This is a genomic window from Rhizobium sullae, assembly GCF_025200715.1.
Lineage (GTDB): Bacteria > Pseudomonadota > Alphaproteobacteria > Rhizobiales > Rhizobiaceae > Rhizobium > Rhizobium sullae.
In genome coordinates this window covers 3,692,501-3,710,565 of sequence record NZ_CP104143.1, presented here as the reverse complement: position 1 = coordinate 3,710,565, position 18,065 = coordinate 3,692,501, and the positions used below count along the sequence as shown (strand labels likewise).

Annotated in this window: 10 protein-coding genes, 1 tRNA gene, 2 rRNA genes and 1 pseudogene; 4 read left to right on the top strand and 10 right to left on the bottom strand. The window is 58.6% G+C overall.

Features of this window, described 5'->3' with window-relative positions:
- Window positions 1-185: 185 nt before the first annotated feature.
- From N2599_RS18425 to N2599_RS18400, 6 genes are all read right to left on the bottom strand, one after another.
- Window positions 186-2,522, bottom strand: coding sequence for a hypothetical protein (locus tag N2599_RS18425; RefSeq protein WP_027512012.1), 2,337 nt, complete (start codon window positions 2,520-2,522; stop codon window positions 186-188).
- A 114-nt stretch (window positions 2,523-2,636) separates the two neighbouring features.
- Window positions 2,637-3,413, bottom strand: coding sequence for an ATP-dependent metallopeptidase FtsH/Yme1/Tma family protein (locus tag N2599_RS18420; RefSeq protein WP_027512013.1), 777 nt, complete (start codon window positions 3,411-3,413; stop codon window positions 2,637-2,639).
- Entirely contained in the window at window positions 3,410-5,386 is a 1,977-nt protein-coding gene (locus tag N2599_RS18415; protein WP_051336713.1) for an AAA family ATPase, read from the bottom strand. The genes N2599_RS18420 and N2599_RS18415 overlap by 4 nt, the downstream gene beginning before the upstream one ends.
- Complete coding sequence (locus N2599_RS18410) at window positions 5,379-5,921, bottom strand: hypothetical protein (protein WP_027512014.1); 543 nt, start codon at window positions 5,919-5,921, stop codon at window positions 5,379-5,381. Before N2599_RS18410 ends, N2599_RS18415 begins: the two co-directional genes overlap by 8 nt.
- Before the next feature lie 113 nt (window positions 5,922-6,034).
- On the bottom strand, window positions 6,035-7,123 hold the full coding sequence (locus N2599_RS18405; RefSeq protein WP_027512015.1) for a hypothetical protein: 1,089 nt from the start codon (window positions 7,121-7,123) through the stop codon (window positions 6,035-6,037).
- A gap of 329 nt (window positions 7,124-7,452) precedes the next feature.
- A complete protein-coding gene (locus N2599_RS18400; protein WP_027512016.1) occupies window positions 7,453-8,622 on the bottom strand; it encodes a hypothetical protein in 1,170 nt (389 codons plus the stop codon).
- An 850-nt stretch (window positions 8,623-9,472) separates the two neighbouring features.
- Here N2599_RS18400 and N2599_RS18395 point away from each other — a divergent pair.
- The 4 genes and pseudogenes from N2599_RS18395 to N2599_RS18380 all read left to right on the top strand — a co-directional run.
- Entirely contained in the window at window positions 9,473-9,808 is a 336-nt protein-coding gene (locus tag N2599_RS18395) for a hypothetical protein (RefSeq protein ID WP_027512017.1), read from the top strand.
- 620 nt (window positions 9,809-10,428) lie between these two features.
- Complete coding sequence (locus N2599_RS18390) at window positions 10,429-11,355, top strand: hypothetical protein (protein WP_245209279.1); 927 nt, start codon at window positions 10,429-10,431, stop codon at window positions 11,353-11,355.
- A gap of 209 nt (window positions 11,356-11,564) precedes the next feature.
- Window positions 11,565-12,401, top strand: coding sequence for a recombinase family protein (locus N2599_RS18385; RefSeq protein ID WP_027512019.1), 837 nt, complete (start codon window positions 11,565-11,567; stop codon window positions 12,399-12,401).
- Window positions 12,402-12,490: 89 nt separating this feature from the next.
- A pseudogene (locus tag N2599_RS18380) lies at window positions 12,491-13,297 on the top strand (recombinase family protein); the annotation flags it as partial.
- Window positions 13,298-13,858: 561 nt separating this feature from the next.
- Here the strand turns inward: N2599_RS18380 and N2599_RS18375 are convergent.
- From N2599_RS18375 to N2599_RS18360, 4 genes are all read right to left on the bottom strand, one after another.
- Window positions 13,859-14,221, bottom strand: coding sequence for a hypothetical protein (locus N2599_RS18375; protein WP_245209280.1), 363 nt, complete (start codon window positions 14,219-14,221; stop codon window positions 13,859-13,861).
- 73 nt (window positions 14,222-14,294) lie between these two features.
- Window positions 14,295-14,371 (bottom strand) — tRNA-Met (locus N2599_RS18370).
- A gap of 113 nt (window positions 14,372-14,484) precedes the next feature.
- Window positions 14,485-14,599 (bottom strand): 5S ribosomal RNA (gene rrf / locus N2599_RS18365).
- A 121-nt stretch (window positions 14,600-14,720) separates the two neighbouring features.
- Window positions 14,721-17,669: ribosomal RNA gene (locus N2599_RS18360) — 23S ribosomal RNA — on the bottom strand.
- Window positions 17,670-18,065: the final 396 nt, after the last annotated feature.

Genomic DNA, 18,065 nt, shown 5'->3' with positions numbered 1-18,065 from the left:
GGCGTTAGACCCCTATCGTTGCGATAGAGAAGCGCCGAACTGCGAAGACTACTGAGACTGGTGTGAAAGGTTCCCCTCAAGCACCTGGAAGTGAGATGACCGCCTAGCCGCGTAGTTCGGCGCTTCATGTCTTGCTGTTCCATCGACGGGCGCCGAAAACAACGCCCGGCGACCTAACCTTAACTCTACGCTGCTTCCCAGACTTGATTGAGGATTCGGGCAGCGAGTGCAGCCTTGTCCTGCGGAAGGAAACGACCGTAGTGCTTGGCGACCATGTCTGCGGTATCCTGGATGGCGTAGCTCGCTTGCTCATATGAGCCGGTCTGCTTGAGAATGTGCGTGGCCAGCACATCACGGACATTGTGAGGGCCATGGGGCAATAAGCCCTTGATAGCCCCTCGTCCGGTGTAGGGATTGTAGATGCCATAGCGCTGGATGGTCAGGCGCCATGCCTCATAGAAGCTCGTGATATCGTAAGCTGCGTCGGTACTGGTCGTCTTGACCGTCTTCACGAAAAACGTCCCTGGGTCGGCCGCACCTTTAAGAAGGACCGAGCGATGGCGCTCGACATACTCATCGATATGACGATAGAGGTCGAGCAAATCGGGCAAGAGAAGTCGGAATGGTTTGTCTCCAAAAAACGACGAATGGGCGTTCTTGAAAGCCACTGCTGGAATTAAAACCTCCCAGCCACGGTCACGATCACTCCAACGGAGCTCACCGCGCTTGAGTTTTTCGAGCACGCGTTCCGGGCGCGGCATCTGTCCGCGTGGGCATAGCATCAATTGCCGAAGGTTTTTCTGGCGAAGTCCTAGATGCAGTCCCAGGCGGAGCATCAGGAACGAGCGAACTGCTTCCGCGGCCGGACGCGGATAGCGCTCCTCATCAGGCATCAGCCTGATGATCTCCTCGGTGATCTTCCTATATTCGCCGACCGGACTGTCAGCTTCGAGGACCGGCATGATCGGCTCGAAGGGATCGCGATGGACACGGGCGATACGCTGGATCTCTTTGACCCTGTGGGCTGCGTGTTTGTGGAAATCCTCGCAAGCGCCTTGCCAGTCATCCCGGGCATAGTCGATCTGGTTCTGCGAGACGAGACCGGCAACAGGCTGGACACGCGCTAGGAGTTCCGGATGCTGTCGAAGCCATCCGGTGCCTTCCTTGGTGATTGCCAGGGCGATCCGCAGCATATCGACTTCCCACGCCGTATAGAAGCCCCGGCGGGTTTCGCGCCATTGCAGATACCAGTCCCAGACACCCGGAAAGATAAGCAGCCCGAAGGTCAGTTGACGCAGCGGCACCCCATATCCCTTGATCTCTCCCGCCTTTGACGCCGCAAGTGCGCCAAACATCAGGCCGAGATGCTCGATCTTCTGGGAGGCGGTTTCCTCGCCCCAGACACCGTTGCGCTGAAAGCCGATCGATGTCAGTGCCGATGTTTTGAAGCGGACGAGGTCGGCCATTTCCATGGCAAGCGCTGGTGGCGCATCGATGACGCCCGACAGCAGATCGGGATCCTCGATCCACGTTTCCTCGTAGTTCGCCGGTACAGTGATCTTTCCATCGCGTGGCGCACGTCCGCCGTAGGATACGCCGGGAAAGCGGATGGCGTAGCGCTGCTTCGCCGCGGCAGCCTGAAATTTGCGGTAATCCGTCGACCCGCTGATGATCACGCGACGGACCCAATCCAGAATCTCCTCGCGCTTGGCGAACGGAAGCGAATTGAAGTCATTTGGTAGATGCCACGCGATCCTGCGTCGCTCCGCAGGCTCGATACCCGATAGATTGAACCCGGACGCCGATCGCGACTGATGCGGCAGCTTCGCTTTGAAATAGCCTTCCGGGAGACGGTAACGGCGCTCGATACGACCAAGCACATCGAAGCTGTCTGTGCTTCGCGGCACGCGCCGGCCTTCGATCCAACTCAGCAGCGTATTCTTGTCCATGGGCTCGTCAGCCCGTACGACCGATCGATAGAGAACCCAGTAGGTCTCACCGTGGCGACGCATGTGGAGCTGAAGTGCTTCGGCGAAATCGGCGGGGTCATCCCACTCGCGAAACAGAGGTTCCGGAAACTCGACTTTCACGCCGGGCTTATGCACCACGGAGGCAACCTGAGAACGCGCAGTCTCGGGGAGCGTGGAATTGATTGTCAATTTCCCATTCTCGGCGCCGACCTTGTTTGTCCCCGTCGAGCCCCTGGGCTTGCGAGAGCGTTCTTTCGTCTCTCCGGGAGTTTTCTCACCGTCCCTGCTCCACCGGACGATGGCATCAAACCCGGGGTCGATCAAACGGTGATGCGATGCAAGCGATCGAGCGTCGATCCCGGTCATGCGGGCAACCACATTCCATTCTGTGCGGCCCTCCGTCCGGGGCGGCCCGCACCTTCGCTCGATAAGTCGTCGCATGTAGGCCTTGAGGGCTTCGGCTTCGTCGCCGGGGAAGATGGTCGAGAGACGCAGTTCGCAATAGGCGTCGATCTTACGTTGGAAGGCTTTGATTGCAGTTAGCTTGGTCATTTCACTTCATGATGTTTGTTACTCGGACCTTCATGCGAAGGGTCGGCCGAGCTAAGTGACGTGGGTTAACGAAGGATTGAAGCCGTCTTCGTCACGACCTCATAGTTGTAAGCTTCAGGACGTCAGATCACTGTCTGTCAGGATGTGCAGCACCGCCGCCTCATCCATCGCCTGAGCATCGAACAGGGCCTTCGCCAGTTCATGGAAGATCGGCCTGCGCCTCCTGAGGATTGTCGCCGCCCGGTCAAGCGCCGCTTCCAGCTTTGCATGAACGCGTGCCGCCAAGTCGAGATCACGATCAAACACCGCGCCTGGATCGCGATGCGGGCGATAGAGCAGCGGATGCTCGCTGCCGAAGCCAAGAGTCCGCTCCATATCGAAGGCAATCCGCGTGGCCCGTGCCAGATCACTATCGTCGGCGCCACCGGAGCCAGCCGAGACGCGCTTGAGCACCAGTTGCTCGGCGGCCCGCCCGGCCATCAACATGGCGAGCATGTTTTCGTACCAGTCGCGAGTGTCGGCCGCCCAGACATGGAAGCCGACGAGATTGTAACCACCCTGCCCCGTGTCGATATTGAGGCCTCGGACGGGGCCGAGATCAAGCGCGTGATGGACAACGGCGTGGCCCGCCTCATGGAACGCCCAGCGCCAGCGGAGATTGTAGGGCACCGGCGGGCGATTACCGCGAATACCGTCTTCGATATCCTCGAAGCTGATCGCCCGCTTGCCGCGGCGCGCCTTCAATCGCGCTTCCCGGATGACGCGTTCGATATCGGCCCCCGTCAGACCCATGGCCCGTGTTGCCAGACGCCGCAGGATCGCGTCGCCGGGATTGCTCTGCTGCGCGACTGCCGACGTTTCCGTCGTGTTGATGTTCTGCGCTGCTGTCATCGGCCTGCTCCCTTCCGTTCACTGTCTGCTTCTTCAATCAGATGGCCGGCGACGATCTTCCTCAGCGAGAAGCCATCATCGACTTCGGAACGGACGTCCGGTTCCGGCTCCCGGATCAGCGACATCACATCGTCACCGAGATGATGGGCAAGGATTTCCGCGAGCGTGGGAACATCGGGCTTGGGGATTTCGATATGGGTCTCAAGGCGCCCGGATCGCTTGATGGCCTCATCGATATGGTCCGGGCGGTTGGTGGCACCGACGATGATCAGTCCCTCGGACTTCACTGCGCCGTCAAGAAGTTCCAGCGCCTTGTTGACCACGGCATTCCAATAGTCGGAATATTCCCGTTCAGCCGGCTGCCGCTTGCCGATGCCGTCGATCTCGTCGATGAACAGAATCGCCGGCGCCATGGCCCTGGCCTCGACAAACGTCTTCGCCATCTTGTCGATCACATCGTTCAAATGTCCGCCGTGCAGCCAGGTCGAGACCGAGGTAACCATCAGCGGAACCTGCAGGCTGTTGCACAACGCCCGGGCGAACGTCGTCTTGCCGGTTCCAGGCGGGCCGGACAGCAAAAGCTTGGTGCTCATCTCCGACCAGGTAAGGATGCTGGCACGGTAGTCGTCGAGGTCGGCCTTGAGATCGAGCGCCCAGTCCCTTGCCTTGCCGTATCCGGAAAGTGTCTCGACCATCACTGGCGGCTTGTGGCCGATCTCGCCCGCCAGAAGCAATGGCTCCGGCTGAATCACTTCGGCACCCGACGGCTTGTCGCGCTTCCAGCGACCGTTGCTTTCGGCTTCGGACGACTTCGGCTTCTCCTCCAAGCCTTGGGATTTCTCGGTGGATGTGCTGGACGATCCCGACCCGGATGCCTTGTCGCCCCCGCGGCCGCGGCCGTCCTCTTCGTCAAAATCGCTGCGATTGCGTTCGACAAGCGTGGCAAGGACGTGCAGCACCTCCCGAACATGCCGTCCCGGACGAAAGGCAATGGCGAGATCCTCGAGCGACAACCAGCGCGCATCGGAATCCAACGGCAAGCCGACCCTCTCGATTGCCGTGTCTGGATAAAACACCTCGATCAGGTCAGCGACGAACCGCCGATCGAGCTTTCCCGTTTCCAGCGACAGGTCGGCGGAAATGCGGAGCAGGGAGGGAATGTCCGAGCGCTTTTCCGCAAGGGCAAGGATCGGAAAGTCGCGAGACAGCGCACTGATCATCCGCCGACGCAAGGCGTTGCCGGTGACGCGATGCACGCCTGCACCCGAGAACGCCACAAGACGTTTGCGAACCTCCCCTTCGTAAACGTCGAAGTGGTTGTCGTCGAACATGTGGTCCGCATCGATGATTGCGAAGGGACCGCCAGGCACCAGCCCGGATTTCTCCAGGAGCCGTAGCGTCTCCCGCTCGAAGCCATCGAGCGGCGCATGGAGCGTGACGACCGGCGTCACATGGATCAGGGTGTGAACGATCTCGCTCAGCGATCTGCCGCTACTGCGTACCGCGCGCGCCAACACTAGGGCCGCCACGACATGACTGACCAGCGGCGTTCCCGCTGTCCGATCCACAAGGCTCACTGCATAGGCACGCCGATCGATGCCGTTGCCCAGCGTCACCTCCTCTGCGATGGCGCCGCGGCGCTTCCGGGGGAAGGCAACCAACGGCGAGGTGGACTTCACGTCGCCGATCTCCGTCGTCACGACAACATCGCCGCCAAGGCTGGTGCTTGGCTTGCTCGCCTCCTTCGGCGCGATAAGCCCCGCGCCAAAATTCCGCCGGAACCAGGCACCATCCCGAACCGCATTGCCGGTCAGCCTTGTCGGGTCGAAGGCCGGTGTGTAGCGGCAGAGCAGGTGACCATCGACATCGACGATCCTGGCCTCAAGCAGGCCGTTACGCAGGGCGATCCGGCGCGCCTCGCGGCGAGCGAGATGCCGAAGTCGACGGACGAACAGGCGAGCGATCTTATCCATCAACACGCCCTCCTCTCTCCGCGGCAATAATTGCCTTTTTGGGGTTCGGGACCGGATCGCGCGGCCGTGTCCGGGTGCGCCGCCGTCCGCCAATGTGATCAGGTTTCGCGATAGTCGCCAACACACGCTCACGCGGCGAACGGCGCGGTGGACGGGTGTCAGCCGACGCAACGGCCATATTTGGCCGAGTCAGATGCCCGTTTCGGAACCAAGCAAAATCCCGATTGCGGTTCCGCAGCCAATCGAGCATCAGACGGCATGCCGCATTGCCATCCTCGGCAAGGGCGCCCAACCGAGCGATCAAAAATTCTGGCACACGTCCATCCAGCAAACGGCCTTGTCGAACGAAGGCGAATCCCAGGCCGATCAGGACAGCGGGATCATCGGGATGGTTCGCGCCGAGATCCACATCAGCGGATTGGGCATGGAGAATATTCGCCAGCCTGCTGTGAAGGCAAGGCAGCGCGATGGTATTCGAGGTGACCGCTTCGCAACGGAAGCCGGCCACAGACGGGCTGTGGATATCGATGGACATGACTGTCTCCTCACCGGAGCGCATCGGCGTCCGGCGTTATCGGAATGGAAGGGGAGAAGCAGACCGCGCGCTCACGGCGCGGCTGCGTTCAGTGCCGGTGGGCTACGGCCCGATCAGTGTCGGCGCGGACGGCGGGCAAAACCAACCCGGATACGGACCGGTTCCGGTTCGTCGTCCTGATCCTCGTCGAAGCGATCGAGATCATAGGGACCGTCGAACTCACCTCGCGACATCACAGCCTGCTCATCCTCGTAACTGCGATCCGGACCATTCAACGTGATCAGTGGTTTGCCACTCATGTTCAAGGTCGCCGCCGCATCTGATGCAGCCGTCACCATGAGGCCGAGCGCCTTGCGCGCTTCCGCTTCGAGAAGCTGCTGCACCCGGCGACCGAAGCGCGACCGCAATTCAGCCATGCAGGCCGCGACACCGTCGATCTCCAGGAGGTCGTCGATCTCTGACAGCGCCCAGATGCCGGTGGCATGATCGCTCGGGCGGCTGGCGCCATCGACAATCGCAACCTCGACGGTGTCGACCATCATCCGTTTGTGATGCTTGTAGAGCCAATCCGGCAGCACCATGGCCGACGCCATCATTTTCAGCTTCAACTCCTCGAGGCGGCTTGTGTCGCCGTAAGAAGCGAGCGAGCGCTTCAGGTCGAGGATGTAGGCCGTGTGCCGGGCGCGGTTCACGACGATAAGGTCCGGCGTGTAGCTGCCCTTCGCCGGCGCCTCACAGTCGAGCTTGATGCCGTCGAGGCTTTCCCAGTCGTTTCCGGAAACGGCCTCGAGCGCCGCCTTGACCAACGGCAGTTTGAGCGACTGCGTCAGCACCGTTACGTTCGGATTGGCTTTGGCCAGCCGCTCGACCGCCTGCTCCAGCAACTTGCCTTCCCGGAACGACACCGCACGGACGAGCGAGGCGATGTGAACGTAATGGCCGAGGATCTCGTCCTCGACCGGTTCGCCGTCGGCGATCGCCGCGATGGCACGATCGATCAGCAGATCGAGATCAGCCTCGACTTCGGCAAAACGAACGATGTGCGGATGACGGCGCAACGCCGCCGGCTCGGCGACACTGCTGCGGGCGCCGATGCCGACCCGGGCGCCGGGGCCGGACGAGCGTTGGGAGAACATGGATGCCGCGACGACGGTCGAACGGAGAACTTCCCCATTGGGAAGTGTAGAGGTAATGGTGCTCATAGCCCGATTCCTTTTCACGAAGGCTGAGGGTCAGGCCCTTGGTAGCGTTGGCGCGCTGCCTTGGGCCGTTTTGTGTCCGGTCTTCCGAACAGCCCTAACCTGGCAGGACCGGGAGCCGGGCTCAAGGACCCGGGAGAGCAAAAAAGAACAAAGCCGGTACATAGTTAACGTCGGGCTCACGAAGTCCAAAACCGATGGACGCTTCCATCGACCGACACGAGCCGGTCGAGCGTTTCCGTGGCCATCGACAACCAAAAAGAAAAGGGCCGACATGCGGCCCTTTCGGGTTTGGCGGGAAGGCCAGTTCACGGCCTCGAGCAAGACGCGTCTCACCGCACCAGGGCGGACGCCGGTTCTGCCTCGACGACAGCGTCATCCGCGAGCGGCGGTACTGTCGCAAACCGTTTGCGATTCCTCGACGTTTCGCCGCTGACAGTCATGAAGCCACCCGTGGCCTCTTCCAGCGACTTGCCAAACCGCTCGATCCGCTCGTCCGAGACTTCGGCACCATTCGAGACCTCATCCGGCATGCCCGGCGCGGCATCATGGTAGTCGGCGACGTTTTCCACCTCAATGGTTGGTGCCGGTTCTGCGGCCGAAGTGCGCAGTGCCTCGAGCGGCCATTCCGGCTTCCGCTCCTTGGACACTGCCCAGCCGAGAACCGGAAGCACATGCTGCGCAAGCCAGTCACGCATCTCTTTCGACTTCGGCCAACCATCGACACCACCCAATGTATAGAGCGTGTCGTTGACCTCGACCCAGCCAGTCTTCTTCGGGAACTTCGTAGGACGGGTGTTGCGACCCCCATCGAGTTCCGGCTCGATGAACAGTGCCAGGCTCTCGAGTTCCTGGCGCGCCACGCGGGCGATGTCCTGGATCTCCTTGGCCAGCGCTTCCTTGATGACACGCGGTTTGGCCAGCGCAGCCTCGATTGCCCGGCAGATGGTGACGACATGGGCGACGAACGCCTTCAGCCCGTCGCGGATCTTGATGGCAATCAGCGCCTTCAACCCACTGATGCCGCCGACGCGGAACCGGTCGCCCGTCTCCGGCTTGTCGTCGCCCTCCTCGTCGCCGGCCAGAATGGCCTTCACATCCGCGACCTGCAGCCGCCCATTATCTTCGGCGAAGGCAATCGCCGCCTCGACCTTTTCCGGTGTCGCCGAACTCAGGTGGTACAGAACGGTCGCTCCGACCGAGAGGTCGACAAGCTCGTCGCGAAACCGACCGAGATTGCGGAACACCGCCATATTGTTGCGAGCGCTGCGCGCTGAGAGACCGCAGCGCACCTTCACCCATTTGTCGAACCTGCCATCGGGAAGCAGGTCCGCCGCCTGTGCCAGATGGTCGCCGAGTTCGAAGGTCTGTTCGGTTGTGCGCCGGCCAAGGTCGAAGATGTGGGCCGCTTTGGTTTCGAGCCGATCGCGTAGCTGCCCGATACCGTTATCTTCGTAGGAGTAGGCGGCAGTCGTGGTCATGTAGGTGCTCTTTGTATGCATGGAAGTCTCCGTGTGACGTGTTTACAATGTATCCGATGCATCTCTCATCGAATTATCATATTATTGCGCCAATACGGTCATACTGCAAATTCAGGTAATTCATTCACGTAGTATAATTCCGGTTATAATCTTAATTTTCCTGTTGCTTTCGGCTTATTTATTTATCAACAGGGAGGATTTTAGCCAACGCATTCCAATTTATACGGATTTGCAAAATAATTTGTTCTTTATGCTCTGTAGACGTTATTCCAGGTAGCAGTCCATCCGCAGAGCCGGATAGGGCGACCTCGCGCGTTTACGGCCTTCACGAAGAACTCTTGCGGTCAAGGAAACGTCCGACGAAGTAAACACGAAGCCACCATCTCGCCGTCCAGGGGGAAGGCCCGATTGCCATCCAGAGATGGCACATTCCGCACGAACTGCAGGGACATATTACACGTGGCTTCGTAGATGAGCCGAACAGGAAGATATCGATCCGCCACCTCATGCTTCAAAATGGAAACGGTCGATCAGGCGCAAGCGCGACTGCAAACCGCTGGCGATTTCCGTCAGGTTGCGCACACGTCATCTCAACGTGCCCACACGTTGAGACAAATTGCGCTCATTTGATTCCGGTTTTGAGATTTCCGATTCCGAATGCTGGTCATCTGATTCACGAACGCCGTTTGCCGGTCGCCAAGTCATCTCCACCCGTTCCAACGTGCCCGCAATGCATCTCAAATTGCGCTCATTTGATTCAGAACTCCAAAAAAACGATTCATAAACCGGGATTTTCGATTCCCCGCAAACGGCGTTGCGGACAGGAATGCGGTCTGGCATCGGTAGCCGGAGACGTGATTGGGAAGAGTGCATGCCAGCGAAGTCCGAAGAGATCCGCAACCACAAGCAGCGCGAACGCCAGCAAAAGCTGCGCGATGCCGACCGAAAGGCCAAACGCCCGGGACGCGACGACGTGGCGCGAACGGCGCTGTTCATGTCGATTTCGAGCATGGTAGCGAAGGGGAACCACGACGCGTTGGAAGCCTTTCGCTCTGTCGTCATCCCGATGCTCGTTCGACAGGGTTTCGACGAACGCGCCTCCCGCACCGTCTTCGATGAACTCGTCGAGAAGTACGGAGATGGCGACTGGCCCTTCCGCCGCAAGCCCCATCTGCTCTTTCCTGTCGGTGCCGAGGAGAGCGGCTGAGCGGTTTCGTTCGACCTGCCACCTGCGGTTCCGGCCTTGGGCCATCGCTGTCCATGGGAACACCTAACGGCGTTTGCAAACTCTACGACTCCTCCCCCCATTACTCGGTTAAACGCCGTTTATCCTGAATCGAATGTTTCGAGCAGTTTCGCGGGGAGGCTGCACGCAGGCATGATTGACGGATAGCTCACCGCGCAATCAATGTGTTGCGTATGCGCAACAGCATTTTCATAAATTCATGCTTAACAATGACTTACTGTCATTGCCGGTCGGAGTTGCGCGTTCTGATCGCTCAGGGGTTCCCTCTGTCCCATTTCGAGATTCGGGGCAGTTCTCAGCAAATTAGCATCGATAGCCATGTAAATACAGACACTTGAGAATTGCTCGGCTTTATGAGCTATTGGCGCCGACAAGTGTCAACAGGCCAGCCCACAACGGAAAGGAGGCGCCCATGGATCACAAACACCATGTCGACGGCGCCGCAATCCAGCCGTCCCGGGACATTGAGTGCAAAAAGGATCCCGGCTTCGGGGTCAGCACCGGCCGCATGCGCGATCAGGCTCTTCGCGCAGATCTTCGTCGTAGACGACGACGAAGATCTGCTCGTGAAAGGAGCCAACATGTCGCATCCCCCATTCTCGCAGGAAGAGAACTGCGAGTTCGCCCGCTTTAAGGACGATCGCCAAAAGAGTCTGGCTTTCGCCCCTGGCAAGTCGGGCACCGCCGGCATTCCCTCGGAATCCGCTCTGGGTCCGAAAGATCGCGCAAAACATCAGGTAACCAAGCCTGCTTCCGATACCGGGGCAGTCAAAACGCGTTACCTGCACGACGTCGACAACGACACTAAATCGCGCCTCTATCCCGGGCCGGGTGTTATCGCGTCGATCACCGGCGCAAGTTTGTCTAAAGCGAAAGATGCAATCCGCCAGGTGCGCTACGGCTCGCGGTGGCTCGACTTCCCACGCACTCCTCCGATCAAAAGAACCTATGACGGAGAGGTCGAGGGGGCACTGCGCCTTCTTGGATATGTCGGATACTGGCGCCGTCTTCCAGACCGGCCGACACTCGCCGCCTATCTGAACGCCCGAACCGGCGTTGAGCGCGATCATCCCTGCGTCGTATTCCTCCGCGCGTATTGCGTTGCCGTAAGCGGCGGAGTTTTCTGCGACATCTTCAGCCGCGGCATTGTGATCGACATCGACGAGGCCGAGGGGCGCCGCAAGAAGGTCAGCCACGTGCTGGTTCTGACCAAACGCATCGCTCCCTCGACGATCGCCTCCAGGGAGCCGGCATCCAAAGCGAAGAAGACAGGCGCGAACAGCAAACGCGACCAGCTTTTTCGTGAGGCGATCAAGGCTGAGACGGGAGCAACCCGCATCAGGATCACCCCGAACGAGGTGTTCGTAATCCTGCCCGATCAAAGCGGCTGGTACTGGCTCGGCGCCCGCGACAGTATCCAGCAGCAGATCCTCGAGCCTCAGCGCGATGGCCGCTTTCGTGGCAACACCAACGAGGCCGCGGCTTACCGCGCCGCTATGGACTACTAGCCACGCCGACGCCGGCGAGCGTGATTGCGGCAATTATTGCCATCGGCAATCACCTCTCCCCACGGGCAGTTCCTACGGATGGTCGTTAATTTCCATCACGCACTGACGCCAGGCCATGACGGCCTGGCAGCGCTGCGGGGGCTCTCAGGTCTCCCGCAGCCGGTTACCATGTCCCCCGAGAAAGTTTTCATCTCAACTGAGGGTCCACAATGACGAGGAACGTTCTGTTCTATGCACGCAGTTCGACCACACCCCATCTCGGCGCCTGCTTCGAGACACAGCTCCATTATGCCAAGGGCTTCATCAAGGAGAACGGCTGGTCACTGGAAGCTACCTGCCGCGATGCAGACATCGGCGAAGTCGTCTTCACGGCGCAGCCCGGTGTGCGCAAACTCCTTGAACATGTTGAAGGAGAGGCGATCGATGTCATCCTCTGCCATACGCTGGACCGCTTGTGCTCACGGCTTGCCGTTGCGAAACGGCTGCTGCGTGAACTTGACGCAAAAGGCATCGAACTCTGGGCAGCCGATCCGGGCGTCCAGATCAAGACCAGTGATCTGATCGAATACTATCGCGATGATCAGGGCAGCATGTTCGGACGCGGCAGTCATATCGCGCCAATGCCGGACGACCTCTACGAGGCCGAACATCTTGTGCGTCTTTCATATGGCTACCGCTATACGGGCGCTTTCAACGCCGATCGCCAATATATGTTCGGCTTCACGGCGGTAGATGCCGACGCAGCCCAAGTCGTTCAGCAGATTTTCCAGTTGTATGCCGAGGGCATGTCGCCGGCAAAGATTGCATCAGGCCTCAAAACACTGGGTGTCGTCGGTCCGCACGGCAAGCCGTGGCGTGACAGCATGATCCGTGGTGATCGCGCGCAAAGAAAAGGGGTTCTCAACGACGAACTCTACCTCGGCCGCTTCTGGGTACCAAGCCGGGACTGTTTCGACTTCGTGCCGGCACTTCAGATCGTAACCCAGGACCTTTGGCACCGGGTGAAGCAGCGCCAGCGCCTGACCGCACGGAGCGCGGCAGAATAGCTGCCCCCCCGCGAACAGGTCCGCATCAAGCTGGCCGGCAAAGCCGGCCAGTGTTCACCCAGTAGATTGTTTAAGATGGAACTCAGCACATGACCAAGACCGTCCTGTTTTATGCCCGCTACTCTACCGACCGCCAGAACGAGGTGTCGATCGAAACCCAGACCGAACTCGGCAAGACATTTGTCGCCGACAGGGGCTGGAAGCTGGTGGAGGTCTATTCCGACTCGGCGATCAGCGGAACCTCCTTCACATCGCGCCCCGGAATCCAGCAACTTCTGGCGCATGTAAAGCGTGAGCGCATCGACGTCGTCTTGTGCGTCACCGTGGATCGCCTCTCCCGTGACGTCGAGCACAGCTCAAAAATCCTCAAAGATCTCGCCTACCATGACACCGCAATCTGGACAGTCCAAGCAGGTCAACCAGTGAGCAACATGGAGTTGCACCTGCGCTCCACACTGAGCCATGAACTTGTGGAGCAAATCCGCTACCGCACACGAGAAGGCATGAAGACGGCGGCGCGCAAGGGCATCGCAACGACCCGCCTCTCCTACGGCTACCGCCTCGGCCAGCAGCGCGACGCCAACGGCGACCGCATCAGGGGCTTGCGCGAGATCGAACCGGCCCAGGCCGAGATCGTGCGCTGGATCTTCGAGCAATATGCCAACGGGGTCAGTCCGGCCGCGATCGCCCAGAGCCTCAACGCCCGCCGCGTTCCCGCCCCCGAGCACAAGTACTGGCGCGACGACACCATCCGTGGCGATGGCAAGCGTCAGGCCGGCATCCTTCACAACGAACTCTATGTCGGCCGATTGATCTGGAACAAACAGAATTTTCGCAAGAACCCGGAGACCGAACGCCGAACCGCGCGCCTCAACGACAAAAGCGAATGGATCGTCACGGAAGTCCCGCATATGCGCATCATCAGTGACGAACTCTGGGCACGGGTGAAGGAAAGGCAACTGACGACGTTGGAGAACTTTTCCCGAACGACGACCAATCGGCTGAACCGGACCCACCGGCCGAGCTATCTGCTGAGCGGCATGCTGGAATGCGCCGAGTGTGGCGGCTCCTACGCCATCATGGCCAAGGAGCGCTACGGCTGCTCGAACCACAAGAGCAAGCTGCCGGTCGATGGCCTCGGCGGCGCCTGCTGCTCCAACCAGAAGACCATTCTCCGCAAGAACCTGGAGGATCGGATTCTGTCCTGTCTTCCCGCCGCATTCTTCGCCATGGGCGTATTTGACGACGTCGCCGGACAGGCTCGCCAGAACCTCGCCGCTTCCGTCAAGAACGAGCCCGACGAGCGGAAGCGCATTTCCGGGGAGTTGAAGGCTGTCGAGCAGGAGCAGCGCCAGATCATCCAACAGATCAGCGATCGCGCGGCCGAAGGCCGGCCGCACCTTTCAGCGTTCGACGACATGCTTGACCAGCTTGAGGAGCGCCGTGGAGGCCTTGAACTACGCCTGACGCAGGCGCCAGAGGCGGAAGATTTCGGGGAGAAGATCAGGAAGCTGAAGACGGAGGTCAGCCCGCAGGCCGTCGAACTGGTCATCAACTCCGCCTTCTACTACATGCGCGAGCACGCGGATGCCGCAACGAAGCAGCCGTTCATCAACATGGTGCGCCAGTTCATTCAGAAAGTGGTGATCGGCAAGACCCCGGGCCACCAGCCGGCATCCCTCGAAGTCCACGGTCGCATCGCCTCGATCCTCGCCGCGATGGAAGCCGCGACGATCCTGGAGAAGCAGTTCGAGGCGCTCAAACAGCACGACTATCTGGAGAAGATGCGGGCCGGCGAGATTGACACGGAGCAAAAACAAAAAAAGCTCCTCGACGCTTACGCGGAGGAGCTTTCGTTGAAACGACTTGAATGGCAAAATATTCAAGTCTCAGTGGTTGCGGGGGCAGGATTTGAACCTGCGGCCTTCAGGTTATGAGCCTGACGAGCTACCGGGCTGCTCCACCCCGCGTTATATTTGTGTTCTTTGTTCAAAGCGGAACGGACCGCTTTGAGGGCGGCCCGTTTTGCTTGGCTTTGGGCCGTTAGTTTGGTGTTGAGAAGATTGTTAGTTGCGTTTTGCAGACCTGGCAGCGACCGACTCTCCCGCGTCTTGAGACGAAGTACCATGGGCGCTGGGGCGTTTCACGGCCGTGTTCGGAATGGGAACGGGTGCAGCCACCCCGCCATAACCACCAGGTCAGCGAAGCGCAACTAATTGAGAAGCTGGTACAGGAGTGATTTGTCACTCGTGTTTTGTTTTGAACACGTATCGATGGTCATCGGCGCCTTTGGCGCGTTGATGAGCATGGTCAATGAGAACGATCAAGCCGATCGAGCTATTAGTACCGGTAAGCTTCATGCATTGCTGCACTTCCACACCCGGCCTATCAACGTGGTCGTCTTCCACGGCTCTGATAGGGAACACTCGTTTTCAGGTGGGTTTCCCGCTTAGATGCCTTCAGCGGTTATCCCTTCCATATGTAGCTACCCTGCTATGCCCTTGGCAGGACAACAGGTCCACCAGAGATATGTCCATCCCGGTCCTCTCGTACTAGGGACAGATCCTGTCAATATTCCTACACCCACGGCAGATAGGGACCGAACTGTCTCACGACGTTCTGAACCCAGCTCACGTACCGCTTTAATTGGCGAACAGCCAAACCCTTGGGACCTGCTCCAGCCCCAGGATGCGATGAGCCGACATCGAGGTGCCAAACAACCCCGTCGATATGGACTCTTGGGGGTCATCAGCCTGTTATCCCCGGCGTACCTTTTATCCGTTGAGCGATGGCCCTTCCACGCGGGACCACCGGATCACTATGACCGACTTTCGTCTCTGCTCGACTTGTCAGTCTCGCAGTCAGGCGGGCTTATGCCATTGCACTCGACGACCGATTTCCGACCGGTCTGAGCCCACCATCGCGCGCCTCCGTTACTCTTTCGGAGGCGACCGCCCCAGTCAAACTACCCACCATACACTGTCCCGGATCCGGATAACGGACCGCGGTTAGACATCCATGACGATAAGGGTGGTATTTCAAGGATGGCTCCACGGAAACTGGCGTCCCCGCTTCAAAGCCTACCACCTATCCTACACATGCCGACACGAATGCCAGTGTAAAGCTATAGTAAAGGTGCACGGGGTCTTTCCGTCTGACCGCAGGAACCCCGCATCTTCACGGGGAATTCAATTTCACTGAGTCTATGTTGGAGACAGCGGGGAAGTCGTTACGCCATTCGTGCAGGTCGGAACTTACCCGACAAGGAATTTCGCTACCTTAGGACCGTTATAGTTACGGCCGCCGTTTACTGGGGCTTCAGTTCAAAGCTTGCACCTCTCCCTTTAACCTTCCAGCACCGGGCAGGCGTCAGACCCTATACGTCGTCTTGCGACTTCGCAGAGCCCTGTGTTTTTGATAAACAGTCGCTACCCCCTGGTCTGTGCCACCCCATCTCACTTGCGTAAAATGGGGTCACGCTTCTTCCGAAGTTACGCGTGCAATTTGCCGAGTTCCTTCAACATAGTTCTCTCAAGCGCCTTGGTATACTCTACCTGACCACCTGTGTCGGTTTCGGGTACGGTCTATACGGTGGAGCTGTTTCCTGGAACCGCGTCCCTGCAAGATCAATCCAATAAGACCTTACAAGTTGAGCAATCCGTCACTACCACCAGGCCCACGAATATTAACGTGGTTCCCATCGACTACGCGTGTCCGCCTCGTCTTAGGGGCCGGCTAACCCTGCTCAGATTAACTTTAAGCAGGAACCCTTGGTCTTTCGGCGAGAGGGTCTCTCACCCTCTTTATCGTTACTCATGTCAACATTCGCACTTCCGATACCTCCAGGATGTCTCACGACTGTCCCTTCACAGGCTTACGGAACGCTCCGCTACCACGTGTATTGCTACACATCCTCAGCTTCGGTGCATGGCTTCAGCCCCGTTACATTTTCGGCGCAAAGACCCTTATTTAGACCAGTGAGCTGTTACGCTTTCTTTAAATGATGGCTGCTTCTAAGCCAACATCCTGGTTGTTTTGGGATCCTCACATCCTTTCCCACTTAGCCATGACTTGGGGACCTTAGCTGGAGGTCAGGGTTGTTGCCCTTTTCACGACGGACGTTAGCACCCGCCGTGTGTCTGCCGATTAGTACTCCCCGGTATTCGGAGTTTGGTTAGGATCAGTAAGACGGTGAGTCCCCATAGCCCATCCAGTGCTCTACCCCCGGGGGTATTCGATCGACGCTCTACCTAAATAGATTTCGCGGAGAACCAGCTATTTCCGAGTTTGATTGGCCTTTCACCCCTAGCCACAAGTCATCCCAATCTATTGCAACAGATGCGGGTTCGGTCCTCCAGTTGGTGTTACCCAACCTTCAACCTGCTCATGGCTAGATCACTCGGTTTCGGGTCTAATGCAACAAACTAAATCGCCCTATTCAGACTCGCTTTCGCTGCGCCTACACCTACCGGCTTAAGCTTGCTTGTTACACTAAGTCGTTGACCCATTATACAAAAGGTACGCCGTCACCCTTTCAGGCTCCGACTGTTTGTAGGCATCCGGTTTCAGGTTCTATTTCACTCCCCTTGTCGGGGTGCTTTTCACCTTTCCCTCACGGTACTTGTTCGCTATCGGTCATGCACGAGTACTTAGGCTTGGAGAGTGGTCTCCCCATGTTCAGACAGGATTTCTCGTGTCCCGCCCTACTCTAGGACAATCAAAGTATCTACGCGTACGGGGCTGTCACCCGCTACGGCCAAACTTTCCAGAATGTTCCGCTTTAACTTCAATTGCCACTGGCCTGGTCCGCGTTCGCTCGCCACTACTTGCGGAGTCTCGGTTGATGTCCTTTCCTGCAGGTACTTAGATGTTTCAGTTCCCTGCGTTCGCTTCTTACACCCTATTTTATTCAGGTGAAGATACCTTATTATCGATACTTGGAAACCATTTCGGTTCTCACTCACGCTTGTCCCGCACGTTCCGTGCAGCGCTGCGTGAGCGCGCCGGACGACCGGCGACGCGCTACCGCGCTGTATAGGAACTTCCCATACAGGCCGATAGGCCGTCGGCGATCGTTCGCCGTCAAACGTCGGATCGAAGATCCGACAACCAAAATGATTTCCCAAGTATCTTAAGGTGGGTTTCCCCATTCGGAGATCCATGGATCAAAGCTCATTCGCAGCTCCCCACGGCTTATCGCAGCGTATCACGTCCTTCATCGCCTGTGCATGCCAAGGCATCCACCAAATGCCCTTACGACACTTAATCGTTCTCATTGCCAATGCTCATCATCTCGTTGCCCGTTCCCAAGGAACGGCAACAGACCGGGTTACCTTTTACAACCCAGTCAATCCAACAATGCCATCGACGTGTTCGATAAGATCGCTTTATTGGAGCTACGCCGAGCAGCTCGCTTGCGATCTCATCTTAAGACCAGCTTCTCGAGATCAAATCCGGTGGCGCGCGGTCAGGCAACGCCAATCCAGCACCGTCTGTCAGATGAACGCCAAAGCCTTCAAACAACAACAATGCCTCGGGACAAGCTTCCTTCCTACCTCCGGCTCCTCTTTCGTTTCCGGTCGGCTAGACCTTCAACGACATCATTGGAACCGGCTTCGGACGTCAAGTTGAACCCAAAAGGGCAAAACCCGACACCTGGAAGCC

Bases quoted from the DNA above. Each gene is read 5' to 3' on its own strand.
- N2599_RS18425 (WP_027512012.1), bottom strand. From the start codon at position 2,522: ATGACCAAGCTAACTGCAATCAAAGCCTTCCAACGTAAGATCGACGCC.
- N2599_RS18420 (WP_027512013.1), bottom strand. From the start codon at position 3,413: ATGACAGCAGCGCAGAACATCAACACGACGGAAACGTCGGCAGTCGCG.
- N2599_RS18415 (WP_051336713.1), bottom strand. From the start codon at position 5,386: ATGGATAAGATCGCTCGCCTGTTCGTCCGTCGACTTCGGCATCTCGCT.
- N2599_RS18410 (WP_027512014.1), bottom strand. From the start codon at position 5,921: ATGTCCATCGATATCCACAGCCCGTCTGTGGCCGGCTTCCGTTGCGAA.
- N2599_RS18405 (WP_027512015.1), bottom strand. From the start codon at position 7,123: ATGAGCACCATTACCTCTACACTTCCCAATGGGGAAGTTCTCCGTTCG.
- N2599_RS18400 (WP_027512016.1), bottom strand. From the start codon at position 8,622: ATGCATACAAAGAGCACCTACATGACCACGACTGCCGCCTACTCCTAC.
- N2599_RS18395 (WP_027512017.1), top strand. From the start codon at position 9,473: ATGCCAGCGAAGTCCGAAGAGATCCGCAACCACAAGCAGCGCGAACGC.
- N2599_RS18390 (WP_245209279.1), top strand. From the start codon at position 10,429: ATGTCGCATCCCCCATTCTCGCAGGAAGAGAACTGCGAGTTCGCCCGC.
- N2599_RS18385 (WP_027512019.1), top strand. From the start codon at position 11,565: ATGACGAGGAACGTTCTGTTCTATGCACGCAGTTCGACCACACCCCAT.